Source organism: Cellvibrio sp. GW822-FHT04B05 (assembly GCF_058800985.1).
Window position 1 is genome coordinate 257,870 of sequence record NZ_JBXAMU010000002.1, and the last position, 21,053, is coordinate 278,922.

Below are 21,053 nucleotides of genomic sequence, written 5' to 3' on the forward strand. Positions count from 1 at the left end.
GCTTAAACTGCGCCGCACGCCATAAGCTACAAAAGTAATAAAAACGGCTACACTCATTTTTGTCCCTATCGATTACATGCCATTCGCGCTAACGCTATGAAAATTCTTCTGGTTGAAGACAGTGCAACCCTCCGTTTCGCCATGCGCAATTACATCATTGACGCCGGTCACGAACCTTTGCTTGCGCGCAGCGGTGAAGAGGCACTGCAACTGCTGGAAAACACGCCAGTCGATATGATCATTATGGATGTGGAAATGCCGGGCCTGAATGGTTTTGAAACCACCCGTCTGATTCGCGAATGGCTTGCCGGCCACTGGATCCCGATTATTTTCGTCACCGGATTAAACGAAGATGAAAATTATCGCGAAGGTATCGAAGCGGGCGGGGATGATTATTTGATCAAACCTGTCAGCTTTATGATCATTAAGGCGAAAATTCGCGCAATGGAACGCATCGCCGAAATGCGCGATCAACTCCATCGTCTCAATTCAGAATTGGAAGCGTTAAGCCAACTCGACAGCCTTACCCATATTTACAACCGCCGCACCTTTAATGAATTAGCACAGCAACAATGGTCATTGGCCAAACGCCATCAACAACCGATTAGTGCGTTGATGATCGACGTTGACCATTTCAAATTGTTTAACGATCACTACGGCCACCCGGCGGGTGATGCCTGCTTGAAGAAAGTCACCCAAGCAATTAAAAGTTGCTTGCACCGCAGCGCGGATATTTTAGGCCGCTACGGTGGCGAGGAATTTATTGTGCTGCTGCCGGAAACCGATGCAAAAGGTGCAATGCGTGTTGCCCAGGCGATCAGCGAAGCCATTGAAAATATCCAGATGCGTCACGATGTATCGCCCTCCAGCAATTTGGTTACTGCCAGTATTGGTGGCGCAACCTGTTTGCGTACGACCGGACACGACTTGGAAGAGTTAATTAAAAATGCCGACCGCGCGCTTTATAAGGCCAAACGCGCGGGACGCAATCGCAGTTGGGTTGATGAAGTTGCTACACACAAGACCCTGCTATTAGCCGATTCGAACCAGGAATTGATTCGCCACTTCAGTGCGCTCTTGCAACCACATTTCAATTTGCTAACCGCTGAATCGCACAAAGAATGTCTGGAACTGGCAGTTGATCTGCACCCGGATTTAATTCTACTCGGCAACACTTTATTGAACACCGACGTTGGTATTGAATTGTGTAAAATTTTGGCGCGCACATCAAAAACTGCCGGGATTACGCTTGCGCAAGTCAGCGACCTGCCTGATGAAAACCAATTGGCACAAGTAAAAGAACTCGGTATCAAAGCCGGTTTTGACAAAACCCTCGGCGGACCTGCCCTGCTGAATAAAATCATTCAGCTTATTCACTAACTTCCTTCCTCATTGCACAAATAAAAAATCCGCGTAAACAATGTTTACGCGGATTTTTTATTTAATCGCCAACAATTAATTCGAGCGCAATGAATTATACCAATTCACGTCGCGCGAAAATTTTTCCACTTGATCTGCCACATCCAGCACCAACGCAAATAATGCCATACGCACTAATACACCATTATCGGTTTGGCGGAAAATGGCGAGGTTTGGATTTGCATTCAAATCATTATCCAACTCATTCGCATCGGCGCGCGAATCGCGCGGCAGCGGATGCATGATGACGGTATTGGGTTCGCAGAATTGGGTGTAAATAGATTGGTTCAAGCGGAAGCGACCGCGATATTGATCCGCCTCTTCTCTGCTGGTAAAACGCTCTTCCTGAATGCGGGTTGAGTAAGCAATATCGATATGGGAAATACTCGCGGTTAAATCATCGGTGATTGCCACTATGTGGCCGGCATTACGCAGATCTTCAACGATGTACTCCGGCATCGCCAATTCTTTAGGTGATACCAGCGTAACGCTGATATTGTCGAACACGCATAAAAGTTTGCACAGCGAATGCACCGTGCGGCCGTGTTTTAAATCACCGATCATGGCGATACGCAAACCATCAATAGTGCGATTTTTGGAGCGCAGTTCTTTGCGGATGGTGTACAAATCCAACAGCGCCTGGGTCGGATGTTCGTTGGCGCCATCGCCGCCATTCAGTACCGGCACCCGGCTGCCTTCGGCAAACTCAGCAACCGACCCCGCTTGCGGATGGCGCATACAAATAACGTCGCTGTAACCGGAAAGCACCCGCGCCGTATCGAACAGCGACTCGCCTTTGGTCAGCGATGAGCTTTCAAAACCGGTGGTCTCGCGCACGTTGCCACCCAGAAGATTAAACGCAGAACCAAAACTCACCCGTGTACGCGTGCTCGGCTCGAAAAACATATTGCCCAGAATCGCTCCCTCCAACACCCGCGTCACCTTGCGGCGCAAGGCATAGGGTTCCATGGAGTCGGCCACGTCGAAAACGCGCTGGATGTCAGCACGTTCAAATTGTTTGATGGAAAGAATGTGCGCACCGGTAAAGTTCACAAGAGTTCCTTAGCGGAAACCGCTGGCAAGGAAGGCATTAGCCCGGAAGAGTGAGATGGAAAACGGGCGCCATTTTAGCGGCAGCAAAGCGCGGATACCAATGGCATCCGCTAAAAATATTGCGCCGGATCAATTCCCACCATCAATCAATGACGCAGAAGTCAATGTACCGGAATCAAGCTGACCAGCGCCGTGTCCGCACGCCGCTCTTTCGTCGGCAATGACGGCGCCAGGCGCAACATGGCTTCCTGTGCGGTTGCGCGATAAGTAGTCAATTTGCCCCCCATAATCGATAACACCCGTGGGCGAGCTTCGTCATCCACTGCAAACATCACTTCACGCGGACGTGCAAAGGCATTTTTATCGCTCCGGGGTAGCACACGCAAACCGGCAAATGTTTCTACCTTATCCGCAACCGGGAGATCAAGGTGCGGGAAGTAATGGCGCAAGGTCGCCAGCAGATAATCCCGTTCTTCCGGCGAACAAGCCGCCTGCCCGGGTGCGCCCCGGTAGACTTTCTCGGTAGTGCCGACCAGCAAGCGCCCCTCCCAGGGGAGGACGAACACAGCGCGTTTATCCTTGGGCGCTTCCAGATAAAAATATTGATCCAATACCGGCGGCAACAACAGATGGCTACCCTGCACCAGCTCAATTGAAGGCGATGACACAGCCGGTGTGATGTGCGCTAAAACATCGCCAGCCCAAGGTCCGGCGCAATTAACCAATACGCGGCAACTGATTGATTCGTGGCCCTTGTCCGTTTCGATATCCACCTTGCAACATTGCCCGTTGCGCTCGGCGCCGACAAAACGCGCCGGCATCAGCAAATCTGCCCCCAATATCACCGCCGATTGCAGCACCGAACGAGTCAAGGCTGCATCATCGGTTTGAGCTTCGTAATAGCGGAAAACGGCCTTAAGGTTGTCCTGCCGCAGTCCTGTCAATGATGACCAATGATCACGCCCCAATTGGGTAAACAGCGAGTCTTTGTTTAATCCCGCCAACAGCGAATACAAACTAAGGCCGGCGCGAATGGTCAGCGGGGAACGGGTTGAATCTTCATAGATAGGAATATGGAGCGGCTGCAACTTCACCAGCTCGGGTGCGAGGCGCAACAGTAGCGCCCGCTCGTGCAAGCTTTCACGCACCAGACCAAATTGCGCCGTCTCCAGATAACGCAAACCGCCATGGATCAACTTGGATGACTTGCTCGACGTACCTGCCGCCGGTGCAGTTTGCTCGACCACTAATACCGAATACCCAGCCGCTGCCGCTGCTTGCGCAACACCAACCCCTTGGATTCCTGCCCCAATGACGACAATGTCATATTTCATTCTTGCACTTCCGCATAAAAGACAGAGGGAAGTATAGAACAGGGATGTAAAAATGTTCGACGGCTCGACGTTTATGCCATTTGCCGTACCGTAGGGGCGCTGCTTCGTTTGGTGTAAAGCAGGGCGCAGCAAGCGGCGCCCCTACATGTTGGTATAAACCGGCAAGATCCCCGTTACGTGGTGGGCTCGTATAGTGAATCCAATTCCCACTGAGCCGGATTATTCAAGATATATTGACGTAAAATCATTAATTCCTTTTCATCGCGGATAACACGCTCCCAATAATTGCGCTGCCAAAACGGTTGGTTAGATCTATTCAGTAATTTATTTCCTTCAATGGCGGAGATAGATTTAAACGCGCGTAACATCCTCCCAATTGTAGGGGCGCTGCTTGCTGCGCCCTTTTCGTTTGGTGTAAAGCAGGGCGCAGCAAGCGGCGCCCCTACGGTCGTGGTGTCGGATGTGGCATGAGATGCGGGATTGATGGAAATAATTGCGTGAAAATGATTGGGCATTACGACAAATACATCTAATTCCAAACCGGAGAAACGTTGCGGCAAATTAGTCCATTGCAAACACACATTTTCACCAACAGGTGAAAATTGCATCTTTCTATCGATAATGCCGCCCAACAAGCATTCCCGGTTTTGTATACACAGTGTTATGAAATAAGCACCTGCTTGTGAGTAGTCATAATTTTTAAAACGGATTGAACGGCGATGATGCACATCCAGATTGTATTTCATATCTCACTCCTTTGAATTATTGGCGGTATCTAAATATCCCCTACGGGAATATCCAATCCGTAGGGGCGCCGCTTGCTGCGCCCGATTTGATTTAGTGCACAAGTTACCAGATAAATTAAAAACCAGGGCGCAGCAAGCAGCGCCCCTACAATTTATATATTCGACATTCGCTCGCGATTTACCCGCGCAACGCCGCCTCAATTTTAGCAACGTCGATTTTTTTCATTGTCATCATTACGTTGAACACGCGTTTGGCAACGGCGGGATCGGGATCGGTTACGCCTTTGCTGAGTACTTCGGGAGTGATCTGCCAAGATAAACCCCACTTATCTTTGCACCAGCCGCATTCGCTCTCCACTCCACCGTTGTTCACAATCGCATTCCAATAGCGATCTGTTTCGGCCTGGTCAACGGTTGCGATCTGAAACGAGAATGCTTCACTGTGCTTGAAGGTATCGCCACCATTAAGCCCAATGCATGGAATTCCCAATACTGTAAACTCCACCGTTAACACATCGCCTTCTTTCCCGGACGGATAATCTCCCGGCGCAAGATTTACTGCATCCACCGAAGAATTAGGAAATGTTGCAGCATAAAAGCGCGCCGCTTCCTCAGCATCGCCATCATACCAAAGGCAAATTGTATTTTTTGCTTGTGTAGTCATATCAACTCTCCTCATAAAATTTTAAAGAGTAATGAAACAAAAAAAATCCATTCAAGCTCATAAAGCCTGAATAGACCCATTCAGATGTGTGAGTAGAATAGTCGATTTACACTCTCACTTTTCCTTCAATCGAATCATCTAATGTTTTACCCGTGAGCGCACCTACAACCATTTTAATGCCAGCTACCGCGAAGCCGTGTTTGGTATCCCAATAGTAGCCTTCGATTGGAGTAAATTTAACAACGGAAATACGTGGATCATCTTCACCTTCGGTAAACCAAGTCTTGAAGATAGGCTGCCATAATTCCTTGATTTTATTTTGATCTCGCGACGCAGTAGCACTGCCTTTTAATACCAAGAAATCGGAATGTGCAGAGCCTTGGAAATGCAAAGTAACATCAGGATTTATCGCGATCTCCTGATTTTTATGACTATCACTCGCACTCAAAAACCACAGGTTTCCTTCGTCATCTACCTTCTGCACACCCATGGGGCGCGTACCGCAAGAGCCAGCAACTGCAACAACAGTACTAAAAAAGCAACTTTCCGCTTTATCAATGATGTGTTTGATTTTTTCAACCGCTGCAGCACCGTTTAAATCTTCATGGTTGTGTTCTGTCTGATTTTTGTTAATAGAGTCCATAATAACCTCACTTAAATGGCGTTAAAAAGTGACCGTTGCGAATGCAACATATACCTGTCCACCTTATACCTACATCAACTAATGAACCGTGCGGTAAACAACCTACCTATACACCGACTACCGGCGCCAAACCTAATAGTTTTGTACGGAATCAAACTGCCAAGGTAAATGTGCAACATTACAATGATGCTACTTGTAGGCCGACGCGCCATATCGCCCAGCTTCCCAAAATTCGAATTAAGAGATGGAAAATGCCCTTCGCAAAATTTGATTATTCGCTCTGTTATAAAAACCTGAATCTTCGCCATCACCCGGAGCTTTATCGAACAGGAATTGGTGAGCAAGGGGTTTTATTGGTCGAACCCTACAAAAGCGAAATACTTCCGCACTGGAAATTCAAAACACCTGCATTAGCTAAAAAATCCGCGCAAAAAATTTATACGCTGTTTAAAGAATATTTAAAAGCCGATGATTTTGTCGGCGCCGATATGGCCAGAAAATTCCTGCAAATGGGCTACACCCGCAGTCGCCGCTACGCCAACCACAAGAGCGGCAAAAAATACGACGGCCCCGTCCCCGAAGATAAAAAAGGCCAAAGCGGTGCACACGGCAGAAAAACATTACCCAAAGTGATTGATGAAGAAAAAGCTCGCAGCGCGGAAATTTTTTATGAGGTATGGCAGAAGGCTAAGAATAATAAGAAGTATCAAGGGATGTTGATTGCACATAAAAACATATGGAAGGAATAACAGCTACTTATCAAATATTGAGTTACACGCCAAATGGTTTTGATTGAATTGCAATGAACTACCAAATGAACTATCGGACACTACTAAATCCCTTCAGAGGCTGCTACTTTGCGCCAGTAGCATGATCTCCATGCGTCTTCAATCCATCACAAGCGAGAAGGAGTCGATTATGAAAGTGTCAGGATTCTATTCCGTATTTGCTAAACATCTTATTTTTATTCTTTGTGCTGCATGGGCTTCCAGCGCATTTGCTTATTTGAAGGTTAGTTACAACAGCACCGACCTCACATGGCAGAGCGAAGAACTCCGCTTTGGGGATGAAGATTATGTCTATTACGGAGATTTCTTTATCGATCAAACCATTAGTTTCAATGTTGATTTTATTATCCCGGAATTTTCCGCTACAGAGCCAACACATTTAATTTTCGATAACGTGATTACCAATATAAATACCTCCAGCATATTTGGTTCTCCGCTAGTGACTAAAAGCCGGTTTGAACTCATACCCGATATTCCTTTGTACACCTCATGGAGCCTGACATTTGATGTTATTGATAGCGCGCCCCTGGTAAACGGTACAGCAAGCGGCGGATCATTTTCGGTGGGCGGCTTAATTGAATTAAATCCAGACGGATCCGGAGTCAGCAGCGGCAGCGCTAATTTTTTGTATTATTGGGACAACTGGGTTTATAAAAGACATGACATGGAGTGGATATTAAATACGGATGTTCACTTCGCAAATTATGATAGTCAATTAACTATTGAAAAAGTGTCCGTACCGGAACCCATTTCAATGGGGCTGCTGTTAACTGGCTTGAGCCTTATAGTTTTTACCCGCAGAAGAATTAAAAGAATAAGTTAATTTCACCATCAGATAGTTCGTGTTACCTATTGTTATCCCTGCTACCTCCCGCTTTTTCACTACCATTTAAGGATTGAAAAATGAAAATCAGTAAATATCTTTTATCCACGCTATCCGCACTGTTTCTGCTTGCTTTTATGCAAAGCGCCTCTGCACATATGTTACTTACTTATGAAACAGCAGTGATGCAATGGACCGGCGAAAAGTCCCAGCTTCAAGATGGCACTCCACTATATCTTGATCTTTATTCAGGCGAGACGTTCCAATTTGAAATCAGCTTTGTCATTCCCGACATTGACTTTGGTTCAATGAATGAATTGGAAGTAATAGAAAAGAGAATTAACAATGTAGCAACAAATGTCAGGTCTTCCGGGGTTTTCGAAACAAATACTATTGAACACAGTACGTTCTGGTTCTTAGCATATAAATATGAGGGGCACATATACACAGAATGGAATTTAATAGTTGATTTTGTGAATAACAATTTGCCAAATAGCACTACAGCACGTGCATTTATTTACTCCGGTGGCGATACGGACTCTATGGGTCTGGTCGTGGATAATTTACAGTACAGCAGATCAGGTTATGACGCGGTCATTGATATCGAAGCCGGATTCTACGGAGACTATCAAGGCGAATATCCAAATGATATTCCTGAGTTTCCCAGATTCTCCGTAAAACACACCTCTGTTCCCGAACCTTTAACATCTGCACTTCTTATATCTGCCCTGATTGGTATTTTTGCTGCCCGAAAAATGAAGTCGAAAAATCCGTCTAGCAAATAACGAAAAAACCTTGCACCACCAAGATTTTTTCATGTAGGGGCGCCGCTTGCTGCGCCCTATCTACCATATAAAAGAAAATGACCAAACAAAAAAGACTGGGCGCAGCAAGCAGCGCCCCTACAATTGATTTGTGCAACCACATAACAGTTGGAATTGCGCTCACTATTTCATCAAATTGACAGTCCTACCCTCTTCCACTAATCTGCTCGCGCAGCGGCAAAATCCGCTGTCGGGATTGCAACCCCCGGTAATTCTCAACAGGCACACGACACTTCCTTAGTGTTTTGTGTCCTCGTACAGCTACGCCTACGTTATGGCGGCTGGATGAGGCCGCCCTCGGGCGGGCCGGTGTTGTTGAGGCCGGTGGTTGCAACCTTGTCCAGTCCGCCTCCATGAATTGCAACCTCATGGAGGCACGATAAACAACTCAACACAGAGATACTATTATGGATAATATTACCCCTCTGGTGCCTGGCACCGACTCCAATTGCGTCGTCACTCTCAATCCCTTTCAAAACGCTTTTTATCAACAAAGCTGCGTAGAAATTCACTCGCCCGATGGCAATCACTTAGAAACCATCGGCCGCGACATCCAAAAAGAAAACCTCCACAACAATGATATTCAATTGCGTGACCAAATATGTTTGGTGGAATCGCTTTTAGGTCATCTTAATCAGGACATTGAATTACCAGCGCAAGCTGTGTGTGGCTTGGCGGAATTGATGTATCGAATGCAGGAGTTTTGTAAGAGGAAGATTAGGTAGGTTTTTTTGAGAGGCGGTCGGGTGACTGCCTTGATGTTTGATGGTGACAGCTTCGGTCAAGAGTGGAAATTGGAAATCAGGATCTACTGCTTGCTCTTTAGCCCTATTATAATAAATAATCGGTATTCAAATAATCGGTATTCAAATAATCGGTATTCAAATAATCGGACATTATTATCACTTGAGCTTGCTTAGCATTGAGGGGTAATTTCACATAGTGTCTCATGCTCTCCCTGCTTCAATTTTTAAACCCACTACTACTCTCCCCTATTGAGTATTGGGCTCTATACAATTTCTTAGCTGCCTGCACGGCAGTGAATGAACCGGTATTGCGAGCATGGAGTGTCGTCATTTTCTTAGCTGCCTGCAGGCAGTGAATTCGGCGCTGCACTGCGTACTGATGCCGTAGTATTTCTTAGCTGCTTGCACGGCAGTGAATTTATCACTCTATTCAATCCCTTCTCTCCGTTCTTTCTTAGCTGCCTGCACGGCAGTGAATTGTGCACACAGGATCGCGGCTACTGCCTCAAATTTCTTAGCTGCCTGCACGGCAGTGAATGAGCGCGCAATAACAGCACTTGCGATTGACGTTTTCTTAGCTGCCTGCACGGCAGTGAATAGCTTGTTGAAGCCCGGAATCAGTAAAGTAGTTTTCTAAGCTGCCTGTGCGGCAGTGAATATAACCCAGGTTGATGGACAGGGACACTCTCATTTCTAAGCTGCCTGTGCGGCAGTGAATCTGGGGCTGCGTAAACATCGTGCATACCTTCTTTTCTAAGCTGCCTGTGCGGCAGTGAATTTAATGAACTACGTTGTTAAATCTGTTCCAGCTTTCTAAGCTGCCTGTGCGGCAGTGAATCAAACTTCCGTGTAATGAAGATGGCGAATGTTTTTCTAAGCTGCCTGTGCGGCAGTGAATGGACTTATTGAAGCCGCTACCGGTCTACTTGATTTCTAAGCTGCCTGTGCGGCAGTGAATACATCAACCCGTACTGGTTGAGTACTGGTGATTTTCTAAGCTGCCTGTGCGGCAGTGAATACAATTGGACAAGTGTATAAATACCACACTGATTTCTAAGCTGCCTGTGCGGCAGTGAATAGGGTAAAATTGAATGTGGAGCTGATTACCTCTTTCTAAGCTGCCTGTGCGGCAGTGAATATAATCCTTTCTTGTCATCCCCAAACAGTATTTTTCTAAGCTGCCTGTGCGGCAGTGAATAGTCAGCGCAACTGGGTGGCGGCTGCTGATGTTTTCTAAGCTGCCTGTGCGGCAGTGAATAGCAACTAGCAGCCATCAGTGGAGTGAAGCAATTTCTAAGCTGCCTGTGCGGCAGTGAATAATCCAATACGCTTACCTTGTGTCATGCACTATTTCTAAGCTGCCTGTGCGGCAGTGAATATTTCAAGCGCACTGCCAGCCACTTATAATAATTTCTAAGCTGCCTGTGCGGCAGTGAATCTCGTCAGACCGTTAACAACTGGGCAACAAGATTTCTAAGCTGCCTGTGCGGCAGTGAATAGTCGCGCGTCATACCATCGATCATTGAGTCTTTTCTAAGCTGCCTGTGCGGCAGTGAATCTGACTGTAATCCTCTTTGTCATCGCCTTCATTTTCTAAGCTGCCTGTGCGGCAGTGAATCCTCTCCTGGCAGCGGAACAATACAAATTGACTTTCTAAGCTGCCTGTGCGGCAGTGAATTAGTTATGAATACTCTACGTTTACAAAACTTATTTCTAAGCTGCCTGTGCGGCAGTGAATCTTTATGGTTCTATCGGGAATGCTCTTGTAGATTTCTAAGCTGCCTGTGCGGCAGTGAATTCAGGGTTGCGGTCATTGGCCTTGTCTGAAATTTTCTAAGCTGCCTGTGCGGCAGTGAATTGCGGTAATAGCGTGTGCCCCGCTCTTGCCGATTTCTAAGCTGCCTGTGCGGCAGTGAATGATTTCACTTGGGATGAGTTAGTACGATTAATTTTCTAAGCTGCCTGTGCGGCAGTGAATCGCTATCTGGACCCATACGATTGCTGCGTGGATTTCTAAGCTGCCTGTGCGGCAGTGAATGTCACGTTGAGTTTCTTCCGCCTCTAATTGCTTTTCTAAGCTGCCTGTGCGGCAGTGAATGCACTGGCCGCTGACCGGTCACCGGTAGCACTTTTCTAAGCTGCCTGTGCGGCAGTGAATCGTTAATTGCTTTTATATCTGCATTCAATTTATTTCTAAGCTGCCTGTGCGGCAGTGAATGCTACCGCCATCGCTGAAACTCGTACTGAATTTTTCTAAGCTGCCTGTGCGGCAGTGAATTCTTTAACATCCCAATCCACGGGCCTAAATCCTTTCTAAGCTGCCTGTGCGGCAGTGAATGGAACTGGATGGCAGCTCAGGCTGCTCTGTATTTTCTAAGCTGCCTGTGCGGCAGTGAATGGCTGTAACTTGCCATTATGATGTTGCCGAATTTTCTAAGCTGCCTGTGCGGCAGTGAATCAAACAATTGAAGAGTTGGCAGACAGTATTAATTTCTAAGCTGCCTGTGCGGCAGTGAATTTTCTGACACTGCCTCTACGCGTTGAATTATTTTTCTAAGCTGCCTGTGCGGCAGTGAATCTGAAGGCATGGTTCTTTCCGAGTGCAAAATCTTTCTAAGCTGCCTGTGCGGCAGTGAATGCGAACCCATTCTGTGGGCTTTGGCTCGATATTTTCTAAGCTGCCTGTGCGGCAGTGAATTATTCACTGCGGCACCGTTACCGATCCATATTTTTCTAAGCTGCCTGTGCGGCAGTGAATTAGAACCCCAGGTACTCGCTATTGTCTATCACTTTCTAAGCTGCCTGTGCGGCAGTGAATGTGGGAATAAAAGCAGGCAGCGAAAACAATATTTTCTAAGCTGCCTGTGCGGCAGTGAATAGTGAGGGCAGCGAGAGCCGCAAAATTCCGCTTTTCTAAGCTGCCTGTGCGGCAGTGAATCCTCTACTAAAACCGCTATTAGCGTGCGCGATTTTCTAAGCTGCCTGTGCGGCAGTGAATCAGCAATGATAGAGTTTCAGCAACAACCAACCTTTCTAAGCTGCCTGTGCGGCAGTGAATGGCTGTAGATTTAATTCGCGCAGTACTCTCCATTTCTAAGCTGCCTGTGCGGCAGTGAATTGGCAATAATAGCGCCGAGCGGGGTAATTGCGTTTCTAAGCTGCCTGTGCGGCAGTGAATTTCGGCGTTCAATATTTCGAGCTGCTCAATAATTTCTAAGCTGCCTGTGCGGCAGTGAATCGAGCCTTGGAATAAGCAGCGCGCTCTTGTTTTTTCTAAGCTGCCTGTGCGGCAGTGAATCAACGCCGCCCCATTCGCCACTGTCTGCCAACTTTCTAAGCTGCCTGTGCGGCAGTGAATTTCTTCCACCAGTCCAATGTATCCTGACTCACTTTCTAAGCTGCCTGTGCGGCAGTGAATTCCCGATAATGTTTGACGTATTGCGGGATACCTTTCTAAGCTGCCTGTGCGGCAGTGAATAGTTCTTCTTGCCCAACTGCTTTTCGATCTGTTTTCTAAGCTGCCTGTGCGGCAGTGAATCGCTACGCAATCGCAAGTGGCAAGCACAGGACTTTCTAAGCTGCCTGTGCGGCAGTGAATTTTAACTTTCCACAACCAAAATAGCGGCTTCTTTTCTAAGCTGCCTGTGCGGCAGTGAATTGCTGTACGGCGTGGCACTAAGGCCGATAAACTTTCTAAGCTGCCTGTGCGGCAGTGAATGATTCGAGATCGGAACGAGCTCGTAAAGAATCTTTCTAAGCTGCCTGTGCGGCAGTGAATCATCCACCTTGTTAACCGACCAAGATCCAGTTTTTCTAAGCTGCCTGTGCGGCAGTGAATTGGACTTGAGCCTTTCACCTTACGATTACCATTTTCTAAGCTGCCTGTGCGGCAGTGAATAATTGATTCAATTGTAAATAGTGTTTCCGGCATTTCTAAGCTGCCTGTGCGGCAGTGAATAATAAACGCTGGCTCTCTCCTTGTCTTTTCGTTTTCTAAGCTGCCTGTGCGGCAGTGAATGGACGGGATGATGGAAAATACACCATACAAATTTTCTAAGCTGCCTGTGCGGCAGTGAATAATCCCCAAGATTCCAATTGCTGTACCTATAATTTCTAAGCTGCCTGTGCGGCAGTGAATTCAACTTCGCCAGCGATCAGCGAGGTGTTTACTTTCTAAGCTGCCTGTGCGGCAGTGAATCGGCTGCGCGCACATCATTACAGGGCGATGTTTTTCTAAGCTGCCTGTGCGGCAGTGAATTTCCCAGCCATCAGCCGTTGGGGCAGTTGACTTTTCTAAGCTGCCTGTGCGGCAGTGAATGTCTATGGCGCACTTACGCAAGACATTAAAACTTTCTAAGCTGCCTGTGCGGCAGTGAATAATAGTCTAACTGCAAAAAATACTTATGCAACAAAGAGTTATACCCAATAACCCATTTTTACCATTATTTTTTGAGACTCTTTAACTATTTGATTTAAAAAAGGTTTTTTGAAGGGTTATTTTTAATGGTCTGAAAGATGGTAATTACCGAGTGGTTTTCATGGTATTTAGAGAGACACTTTTCAATAACACCTTCATTTGCGATATCGCCAAAGCATTCAATTTAGGTAACCTCTCAGATTGGGTTAAGCCCTCCGCAATGTAATGTGCATTCATTGACTCCAAATTTGCCAAACAAACCAGCTGATGGATATTGGCATAATCCCGCATATTTCCTTTCATGGCAGGATTCTGATCTCGCCACTGTTTAGCGGTAACACCAAACAACGCCATATTTAATAAATCCGCCTCCGATGCATAAACAGCATTGATTTGCTGCTTGGTTAGCGTATCGGGAATTAGATTTTCTTTAATCGCATCGGTATGAATTTGATAATTTACTTTGGCAAGGTTACGACGAATGTCCCACCCCAGCTGAACAAACTCCTGCTCTTTCAAGCGTTGAAATTCTTTGATGAGATATAACTTGAACTCAACTGAAATCCAACTGGCAAACTCGAAGGCTATATCCTTTTGGGCGTAGGTGCCGCCGTAGCGCCCCGCTTTGGAGATAAGACCAATCGCGTTCGTAGATTCAACCCATTGTGTAGGAGTGAGGGTAAAGCTGTTCAGCCCTGCTTGCTTTCTAAACTCATCGAATTCGATGAGTTTAGAATCGACGTTATTGAGTTGCTCCCAAATCCCCAAAAACTCGATGGTATTGCGATTACGCATCCAGTTTCCAATAACAGCACCCGTCCTGTCTGGATTTTTGTATCGCGCAATATCCGTAATACAAATGTACTCGATGCCGTTGGCTTGTGATGTGCCTATTTCTTGCTCTAATACCTGTAACTGGCTGCTCATCGCTTCATCCCTTGGTTAATTACTTGCGAAGCCAATGCTGTATATAAAAACAGTATTGGCATCAAGAAGCAAAATAGCCAATCGGTGACAAATTGTCACCGATTGGCTAAGCCACTTTTTATTAAAGGTAATTAAAACCAGGGGATGGTGGCACTTTTAGACAATCCAAAAAAATCAAAGGCGCCGGAACTCGGCTCTGCTTTTAGTTCACCGAATTGAATATATCTACGATGTTTGTTGCCATTAGATGTGCTCTCCAACTCCAAATAAGGCTCATCCAAACCTACCGCATACATTTTTGCTCGATAATTTTTAACTTCTTCTAGTTTTATGCTACCACGTTTGATTAAACGGTTAAGCTTTGCTTGTGTCATATTGCTTTGTTTACGCGATACAACACGATGCAACGCATCACTTGGCACTTTTTTCGGTTCGCTTACAGCACAATAACCACTCAAACCACCCAACCAATTCAACGATTGTAATTCCTCTAAATCACCAGCACTACCATGCACACGAATCATCGCGCCGAGAGTAGCCTTATAAGCCGGAAAACTGACACCAATTGACTCACTATTGGAATCAAATAAAGCTTTATGAAGCTTGGTATACGCCTTATTTAGCAGAACATTTACCCGCATCTCGGCATCAGGTTTTAGCTCTATGTCTATGTAATAATCCATTGCTTTCTCCTAAATGCGAATTTTAGAAACATAAGCCAAACCCTTTTTCCCTAAGTAAAATGCGGATACACCAGCATTGTCGATAAGGTTTTTTATTTCCTGCGCTTTCTCTGCTTCAACATCAATAGTTATTTCGAGTTGGCCACTGGCTTTGGTAAGCATAGAAGTGACTTCACCCTGACCTTTTATTTTTTCTTTCTTGAGATATGGATTTCCATATACGATTTTCTTTCCTTGAGAAAAACAACTCATAAAATCTTTAGGCGTTATTCCAGCAACAGAAAATCCTTTGATATTTCCAATTATCTTTGTTCCAGTGCTGTTTAATCTCAGAAACTTTAAATATAGAGCCGAACAATAAAGTGCTCTAAAATCAACTTTATCTGATTTTATGTATTCAATATCAGAAAATGTCTTTTTCATTGTAGGGAAAATGTATTTTAGTTGTGAATTAACCTTATCATCATTCAATACTTTAATTGCATCCAAGACACTATTTTCATTTACATCAATATCAACTAACTTTCCAATTGAAACAGATTTGAAGTTATTAAAACGATCAACAATTGTTCTAGGATCAAAATTTTTATGAGAACAAAATTGGCTATCGTTTTTAATGAAATCTAGCAAAAATCGAGGCTCCAAAAATACTAGGCTCCATAATTCGCTGGAATATTGAGAGTTAAATAACCAATGGTCAGTATTAATTACTCCTGTGTAAGACTCACGGTCAAAACTTCCAGTCATATTTCTTATAAATACAATTTCATTAGAAATTAAAGGCTTGTCTATAAAGCTTATCCGATCTTCAAATTCTTTAAAAAAATAACTATCACTCATCCGCGATTGATAAAGTTTTCTTTGGTCACCAATTAATCGAGAAAGAACCCCTAATACAGTTTGTTTTGACAGACTAACCTCTTTGAAACTATCACGTCTCTCTCTGTCATTAAGATTAGAGCTGGCAGCAACAAACTTTCTTCCACCTTTCGGTAGTGGGCTATTATTATCACCATCTAAAAATGAGTTTCGCCAAGACGCCTCGTATTCAATTGAAATCTTCATTGAACACCTCTACTTAGCATAAAAATACACGGCAAACATTGACTCAGGCTGCTCCGATATTTCAGACTCATCTCGTTTGATACGCATCATTTTGTTACTATCGTTATAGTCAACTAAAACCTCGTCTACATACATATAGCCTTTAGCCTGACGAATGGATAGCTCTGAAATTCGCTCAAGTGTATGCTCAACCAATGCCTTGATAGCGTCATCATTCAATAAAACACCCACTTCACCTTCTTCAAAAATAGTGCCCTTGCGAACAAAATTAGTATGAAAAGTAGCCTGTGGATTTAATTGTGGATTAAGAGATTTAATAAAATCAGTAACTTCTTCAGCGATTTTTTCGCCTTGGCCTTCTTTAACAACTATTGCAGCACGGTCAAACTTTTTATCTAATGAAATGAATTGTAATTGCTCAACACTAATTGAGCCGTAGGAAATGTATTCCGTATTACCAAAAGTGGTTTTTGAAAAAAATGAATTACTTGACTCCTCACCTTTTTTATTAAGTTCTTTTTCTTTTGAACCCGATCGTCCTAATTGTTCAAAGTTACCATTCCCCAACTGATCAACAAAATCCTCAAGTAATAATGGGCTTGTACGCTTGCATTGACTCGAAGGAATTACATAACCGCGAATTAAACCAGTAATAGAAGAAAGCACCATTTGCAAATTCTTATCACTGGCATAATGCATATCAAAAGCTTGATCCCTAAACAGATGATGCCTAATGCAGTTTTGGCTTATGTAAAGGGGGGTTTCTTTAAAGTTAATATCAGCAGGGTCTTTTTTAAGCTTATAGCCTTTTTCACTTTCCTTACCTGTTAAATTTGTATAACCACGCAATTTTGGCATTGTATGATTATCAATAATTCGCCCCTCGCTTTGCATAGTTGTTGGTCCATTCCAATTCACCACACCATGACCAAGTGCTTTAATTTTAAAATCTACGCTTTTAATACCGGTTACTTTTTCCATGTCTTATTCCTCATTGACAGATTGGTTATTTAGTTTGTTAATTGAAATTGCGCCAATTGGCTGTTTTTTACTCACAGCATAATAAATAGCATGTGAATGGGGGATGTCGTTACACAAATCTAAATCTTGCTGAGTGTAACTGACATATATTGGGTATTCCGGATCAATAGCTTCATTTTTAAGTAGAAAGGATTTATGCGCTTGCGTATGTTTTTTCTGACCCTTAGCACTGAGAATTTTATGATGTTTCTGGTACATATAACTAATCAGGTTTTTGTCGCCTGCCGGATCATAGCCTTCAATTTCATTTACAGCCATAGTGTATGCATCATCTATTTCATTACAAGCATATTCAGGTAGAAAATTAAAACTGCCACTTTCTAATACCTCGCATACAGCCATTTGCACATAACGGCTATCGCCCCGCAATGATGATTTGCTGATTTTGTTTTTATTACTCTTGGGCTTACTTTTAGGAAATGATATAGGGTCATGCACCTTAGCCTCAATGACTTGCACACTTTTTTTAAGGGAGGAAAGCAAATCGCTTTCAACAGATTTTTTCCCCGAAATACTCGCATAAAATTCCTCATAAAGCTGATACAGTTGGGCAATAGTAATTGTTTTCTCAGTTATATTTAACTTCAAAAAATCATACCATGCAATTGCACTATGCAAACTATTAAGTCCACTTAAAAACCTGGCGCAAGCACCCGTTCGCTTACCATCCGCCAATGTTTGCGGCACTGCAATAACATACTGATTAACCGATTCATTCTCCCCAAATCTATCTAGCCTGCCTAGACGCTGCAGCCAATTTTCAGCATGAGTGAACTCTGTCACCATATTTTTACAAGTAATATTAAGTGAAGCTTGCACTACAGGGCCACTGCGCAACACATCATAAACACGGCTACCTTTTTGTTTGAATGCCTCGAATATATTAGTAAACAGTACAGCCTTATCGGACTTCTTAAATTTTGAGTGAAATAATACGGAATTTTCTTTTTCTTGATTACCAATGAAGCTCATTTGTGCTGTAGTGGCGGTATTGCTGATAACAATAGTGTTACTGGGTTGCAATGCAAATAATGGATTTTCAGCATCTAGCTTAGCTTCATCAAATGTTTTAAAAGTTATTTGGTAATCTCGGTGATTAAAACTATCAATGCCAACCACATCTTCACCCTCAATTTCCAGCAAGTGTTCCAAGAAAAAATAGTTTGGCGTGGCAGACACCAACAATGCTTTTGCGGTATTACCCTGCAACTTCTTACATTGCACCAACTCTGCAAAGAGCAAATTAAACGCAGGCATATTGATATATTCATGATATTCATCAAAAACCACATGTGTAGACATAAAATCCACAAGGCTAGTCACATTGCGGTGCGTAATAAGCGAATTAATTACTTGATCTATAGTTGTTAACACCACATCACCTGAAAACTCTTGACCTTCTAGCGTGGGGATTTCGATACCTGATTGTTTAATTGTTTTAAATTCACTTGTGTAGATTTCAATTTTTGCATTAGGTAGGTATTCATTTGACGTCAAATCGTTATACAACCCTTCGCACACTTGCACACGAGGGCACACCCAGATTATTTTTTTAACCTGCGAATTACTGGCCCATTCCAATGCAATTTTAGTTTTCCCGCAACCAGCAGGACCATTTAGCACAGCAACGCCACTCACACCTACTAGCTTTTTAGCAGCTTCACGCTGTTGCACATTACGGTCACTATTAGGGTAAGAAGAATCAAAGCCCTGTAAACATTGCTGAATATGACTTATCAAATCGCTTTCTTTATTCACTACTGCATTTAGCAAAATTTCCAAGGTGCACTGTTCTATATGATTAGCCAATTGTTCTTTAGTTAGCGCTGATACTAATCTGTCCGCCGAAATTACGGCAGCTCTTGCAATGCTTTGCTTAGCATTTTCATTCACGTTAGAAACATAATCACCCACCTCTTCATTACTTAAAGAATAAGACTTGTACTCAGGCAATTTAATCTTTGTTAAGTCGTAAATCTTGTCATCATCGACAGTTTTCAGAAAACCAGATAATTGCAACTTATCTTCTTCGTATTGTACTGCAAGAGAATTAACTGAATTGATTACAGAATGCACATTTGAAAATAAGTCCTTTAGTTTGCCAGCCCCCAAACTTTTATTAAGTTTCTTATAGATAAAATCCAAGGAAGTAAACTCATTTTTTCGGATAGGCTTTGCATGGTGCCAATAAATCACATGTCTTATTAAATTTTTATTTCTTCCATTAATTCCTTTAAAATTTTCATCATCTAACAAATGATAAAAAAATAACGATATTTCATTATGGCGAGCATGATCTTCAAAAGTAAATTTCCCTTTGTCTATATGCAGACCATCTTCAGGAAGCTCGTTTGTCGAACTTTTATTCAACATCCCTTCCAGCCACGATTGAAATGCAGGATCAAGCTTTCCAATATCATGCAAACCACCAGCAACAAATGCAGCAATCGCTAACTTATCATCATCTAACAGATGTCTTATCAAACTATAAGCCACATAGCCCACAGCAAACAAATGCTGATCCAAAGGCTGTTGTTTAGTATTTGCAAATGCTTTTTCTATCATCATCTTTGTCTCATCTGTTTTTATCTCATCTTCCGTACTATTCACCGGCACCCTACCCACTTCATCAAATTGATTTTTATTTCCCACCACCCACAACAACTCACTACGCGAACGGCTACGTATCCAATGGCAGGTTACTGCGGTATTTTTACTCGCGGTTTGGCGCAGCATTTTTTTAACGGTGATTAAGCCGTCTTCGGTTATCACCGTTTGCCATGTGTTATCGCCAATTCTGTCCGCGAACGCATCCAACACCCTGCGCGTCTTTTTCAAGGAGTTTTTTTGGCATTGCGAAACAAAGGTGACCATCATAGCGATTCACCCTCTTCAGACTCGCCACGCAAAGCGATTGCTTTGACTTGATCGAACATAAAATCCAAAGCTTTATGATTAGTAAACGATTGTAGACATTGCTGCCGAAATTCTTGTTCGGTGGCCTTTTCTTTGGCACAGATAAATGCCCAAGGCAAAACAATAGCGTCTTTTATTAAATCAGCTACATCAAACACCAAAGCACCACGGCGTGTTTTGCCATGCATAACTGCAAACCCATGCGGAATACCCAACACCCACAAGGTGCAGGCAGCCAAACCATAAGCCAAATAATTGCCGTGGTTTAAAAATGCATTAGCTTTATCCAACCCCTCGCGTTCACGAGAGAAGCCATCGTGCTTGGTTAAACGAGCTCCATATTTATAGAGTGCTTTTGTAAGCTGCGCCTCGGTTAATAAGATATCGGCGGATTTTTGTACGGCATCTATCCGTTGGCTGTAATTCTGCAAGGCTTGCTGAATCTCTCCCTCTGTTGCATTGAACCCTTCTGCTTTCAGATCTTTATCTTTTTGCCAAACAGTGTTTAAAAAATCTATCCGTGCCATTTGGATATGTTTTGCAGCTTGGAAGCGTTGCGCATCATCAAACCAAAAGGATAACCAGCCTTGTAAATATTGCGTTGGGCGGTATTCGCTTTGTGGTGTAAGCCATTCAATTTCATTAGCCATATACAGTGGCGTACCACCGCCACCGGAAAAACCAAATAATACCCCTGCCTGCGCCAACATCCGGACAGCAGCTTGGGTGATGGAGGTGCCTGTACCCAGCAATAAAACCGTGGTGTTGGCTATGGGGATATTCCAGTACTGGTTTTCGTGTTTAGCTTCTTGCAGGTAGAGCACGCGACCATCTTTCTGCATGACTCTACAATGTTCCAAATAGTACAGATTGGCACGTTTGGAGTGCAGAATTGCTTTTAAATCCGAAGGCGATAAATCATCCATCACGCAACACCTGTTTCGATTAATACTTTAGCAATTTA

Annotated in this window: 16 protein-coding genes and 1 CRISPR repeat array; of the genes, 5 read left to right on the forward strand and 11 right to left on the reverse strand. The window is 43.9% G+C overall.

All coding sequences use genetic code 11. From position 1 onward, the window contains the following. Window positions 1–96: 96 nt before the first annotated feature. Window positions 97–1,380 (forward strand): diguanylate cyclase, encoded by a 1,284-nt coding sequence (locus AC1RJL_RS06775; RefSeq protein ID WP_492912223.1) that lies wholly within the window; start codon window positions 97–99, stop codon window positions 1,378–1,380. A gap of 75 nt (window positions 1,381–1,455) precedes the next feature. On the opposite strand, the gene AC1RJL_RS06780 is transcribed toward AC1RJL_RS06775, so the two are convergent. The 5 genes from AC1RJL_RS06780 to AC1RJL_RS06800 form a co-directional block, all read right to left on the reverse strand. Further along, window positions 1,456–2,472: an aspartate carbamoyltransferase gene (locus AC1RJL_RS06780; RefSeq protein ID WP_492912225.1), complete on the reverse strand. Its 1,017-nt coding sequence runs from the start codon at window positions 2,470–2,472 to the stop codon at window positions 1,456–1,458. A 161-nt stretch (window positions 2,473–2,633) separates the two neighbouring features. Then, complete coding sequence (locus tag AC1RJL_RS06785) at window positions 2,634–3,806, reverse strand: glycerol-3-phosphate dehydrogenase/oxidase (protein WP_492912227.1); 1,173 nt, start codon at window positions 3,804–3,806, stop codon at window positions 2,634–2,636. Window positions 3,807–3,979: 173 nt separating this feature from the next. Then, window positions 3,980–4,552: a transposase gene (locus AC1RJL_RS06790; protein ID WP_492912229.1), complete on the reverse strand. Its 573-nt coding sequence runs from the start codon at window positions 4,550–4,552 to the stop codon at window positions 3,980–3,982. A 178-nt stretch (window positions 4,553–4,730) separates the two neighbouring features. Further along, entirely contained in the window at window positions 4,731–5,216 is a 486-nt protein-coding gene (locus tag AC1RJL_RS06795; protein WP_492912231.1) for a VOC family protein, read from the reverse strand. 106 nt (window positions 5,217–5,322) lie between these two features. Then, entirely contained in the window at window positions 5,323–5,859 is a 537-nt protein-coding gene (locus AC1RJL_RS06800) for a pyridoxamine 5'-phosphate oxidase family protein (protein ID WP_492912233.1), read from the reverse strand. Between the two features lie 251 nt (window positions 5,860–6,110). On the opposite strand from AC1RJL_RS06800, the gene AC1RJL_RS06805 reads away from it, so the two are divergent. The 4 genes from AC1RJL_RS06805 (at window position 6,111) to AC1RJL_RS06820 (ending at window position 9,019) form a co-directional block, all read left to right on the forward strand. Further along, window positions 6,111–6,608, forward strand: a complete 498-nt coding sequence (locus AC1RJL_RS06805) for a DUF4385 domain-containing protein (RefSeq protein WP_492912235.1) — start codon at window positions 6,111–6,113, stop codon at window positions 6,606–6,608. Window positions 6,609–6,777: 169 nt separating this feature from the next. Continuing rightward, window positions 6,778–7,470: a PEP-CTERM sorting domain-containing protein gene (locus tag AC1RJL_RS06810; RefSeq protein WP_492912237.1), complete on the forward strand. Its 693-nt coding sequence runs from the start codon at window positions 6,778–6,780 to the stop codon at window positions 7,468–7,470. Between the two features lie 80 nt (window positions 7,471–7,550). Next, on the forward strand, window positions 7,551–8,255 hold the full coding sequence (locus tag AC1RJL_RS06815; protein ID WP_492912239.1) for a hypothetical protein: 705 nt from the start codon (window positions 7,551–7,553) through the stop codon (window positions 8,253–8,255). A gap of 446 nt (window positions 8,256–8,701) precedes the next feature. Beyond that, window positions 8,702–9,019: a hypothetical protein gene (locus AC1RJL_RS06820; RefSeq protein WP_492912241.1), complete on the forward strand. Its 318-nt coding sequence runs from the start codon at window positions 8,702–8,704 to the stop codon at window positions 9,017–9,019. Window positions 9,020–9,430: 411 nt separating this feature from the next. Next, a CRISPR array of direct repeats spans window positions 9,431–13,418; the repeat unit is 28 nt; unit sequence TTTCTAAGCTGCCTGTGCGGCAGTGAAT. 144 nt (window positions 13,419–13,562) lie between these two features. Here the strand turns inward: AC1RJL_RS06820 and AC1RJL_RS06825 are convergent. The 6 genes from AC1RJL_RS06825 to cas1f all read right to left on the reverse strand — a co-directional run bounded on the left by AC1RJL_RS06825 (window position 13,563) and on the right by cas1f (window position 21,015). Next, window positions 13,563–14,384 carry a KilA-N domain-containing protein gene (locus tag AC1RJL_RS06825; RefSeq protein ID WP_492912243.1) on the reverse strand — a complete coding sequence of 274 codons (822 nt, stop codon included), beginning with the start codon at window positions 14,382–14,384 and terminating at the stop codon, window positions 13,563–13,565. Window positions 14,385–14,515: 131 nt separating this feature from the next. After that, window positions 14,516–15,067 carry a type I-F CRISPR-associated endoribonuclease Cas6/Csy4 gene (cas6f, locus tag AC1RJL_RS06830; RefSeq protein WP_492912245.1) on the reverse strand — a complete coding sequence of 184 codons (552 nt, stop codon included), beginning with the start codon at window positions 15,065–15,067 and terminating at the stop codon, window positions 14,516–14,518. A gap of 9 nt (window positions 15,068–15,076) precedes the next feature. Continuing rightward, complete coding sequence (cas5fv, locus tag AC1RJL_RS06835; RefSeq protein WP_492912247.1) at window positions 15,077–16,132, reverse strand: type I-Fv CRISPR-associated protein Cas5fv; 1,056 nt, start codon at window positions 16,130–16,132, stop codon at window positions 15,077–15,079. 9 nt (window positions 16,133–16,141) lie between these two features. Continuing rightward, window positions 16,142–17,113 (reverse strand): type I-Fv CRISPR-associated protein Cas7fv, encoded by a 972-nt coding sequence (cas7fv, locus tag AC1RJL_RS06840; protein WP_492912249.1) that lies wholly within the window; start codon window positions 17,111–17,113, stop codon window positions 16,142–16,144. 3 nt (window positions 17,114–17,116) lie between these two features. After that, complete coding sequence (locus AC1RJL_RS06845) at window positions 17,117–20,050, reverse strand: CRISPR-associated endonuclease Cas3'' (protein WP_492912251.1); 2,934 nt, start codon at window positions 20,048–20,050, stop codon at window positions 17,117–17,119. Continuing rightward, on the reverse strand, window positions 20,047–21,015 hold the full coding sequence (cas1f, locus tag AC1RJL_RS06850) for a type I-F CRISPR-associated endonuclease Cas1f (protein ID WP_492912253.1): 969 nt from the start codon (window positions 21,013–21,015) through the stop codon (window positions 20,047–20,049). Before cas1f ends, AC1RJL_RS06845 begins: the two co-directional genes overlap by 4 nt. Between the last annotated feature and the right edge of the window lie 38 nt (window positions 21,016–21,053).

What these genes read in the sequence shown, in the direction of transcription:
- AC1RJL_RS06805 (WP_492912235.1), top strand. Translation starts at nt 6,111, where the DNA reads ATGCCCTTCGCAAAATTTGATTATTCGCTCTGTTATAAAAACCTGAAT.
- AC1RJL_RS06775 (WP_492912223.1), top strand. Translation starts at nt 97, where the DNA reads ATGAAAATTCTTCTGGTTGAAGACAGTGCAACCCTCCGTTTCGCCATG.
- AC1RJL_RS06820 (WP_492912241.1), top strand. Translation starts at nt 8,702, where the DNA reads ATGGATAATATTACCCCTCTGGTGCCTGGCACCGACTCCAATTGCGTC.
- AC1RJL_RS06790 (WP_492912229.1), bottom strand. Translation starts at nt 4,552, where the DNA reads ATGAAATACAATCTGGATGTGCATCATCGCCGTTCAATCCGTTTTAAA.
- AC1RJL_RS06810 (WP_492912237.1), top strand. Translation starts at nt 6,778, where the DNA reads ATGAAAGTGTCAGGATTCTATTCCGTATTTGCTAAACATCTTATTTTT.
- AC1RJL_RS06825 (WP_492912243.1), bottom strand. Translation starts at nt 14,384, where the DNA reads ATGAGCAGCCAGTTACAGGTATTAGAGCAAGAAATAGGCACATCACAA.
- AC1RJL_RS06815 (WP_492912239.1), top strand. Translation starts at nt 7,551, where the DNA reads ATGAAAATCAGTAAATATCTTTTATCCACGCTATCCGCACTGTTTCTG.
- AC1RJL_RS06845 (WP_492912251.1), bottom strand. Translation starts at nt 20,050, where the DNA reads ATGATGGTCACCTTTGTTTCGCAATGCCAAAAAAACTCCTTGAAAAAG.
- cas5fv (WP_492912247.1), bottom strand. Translation starts at nt 16,132, where the DNA reads ATGAAGATTTCAATTGAATACGAGGCGTCTTGGCGAAACTCATTTTTA.
- cas7fv (WP_492912249.1), bottom strand. Translation starts at nt 17,113, where the DNA reads ATGGAAAAAGTAACCGGTATTAAAAGCGTAGATTTTAAAATTAAAGCA.
- AC1RJL_RS06785 (WP_492912227.1), bottom strand. Translation starts at nt 3,806, where the DNA reads ATGAAATATGACATTGTCGTCATTGGGGCAGGAATCCAAGGGGTTGGT.
- AC1RJL_RS06795 (WP_492912231.1), bottom strand. Translation starts at nt 5,216, where the DNA reads ATGACTACACAAGCAAAAAATACAATTTGCCTTTGGTATGATGGCGAT.
- AC1RJL_RS06800 (WP_492912233.1), bottom strand. Translation starts at nt 5,859, where the DNA reads ATGGACTCTATTAACAAAAATCAGACAGAACACAACCATGAAGATTTA.
- cas1f (WP_492912253.1), bottom strand. Translation starts at nt 21,015, where the DNA reads ATGGATGATTTATCGCCTTCGGATTTAAAAGCAATTCTGCACTCCAAA.
- cas6f (WP_492912245.1), bottom strand. Translation starts at nt 15,067, where the DNA reads ATGGATTATTACATAGACATAGAGCTAAAACCTGATGCCGAGATGCGG.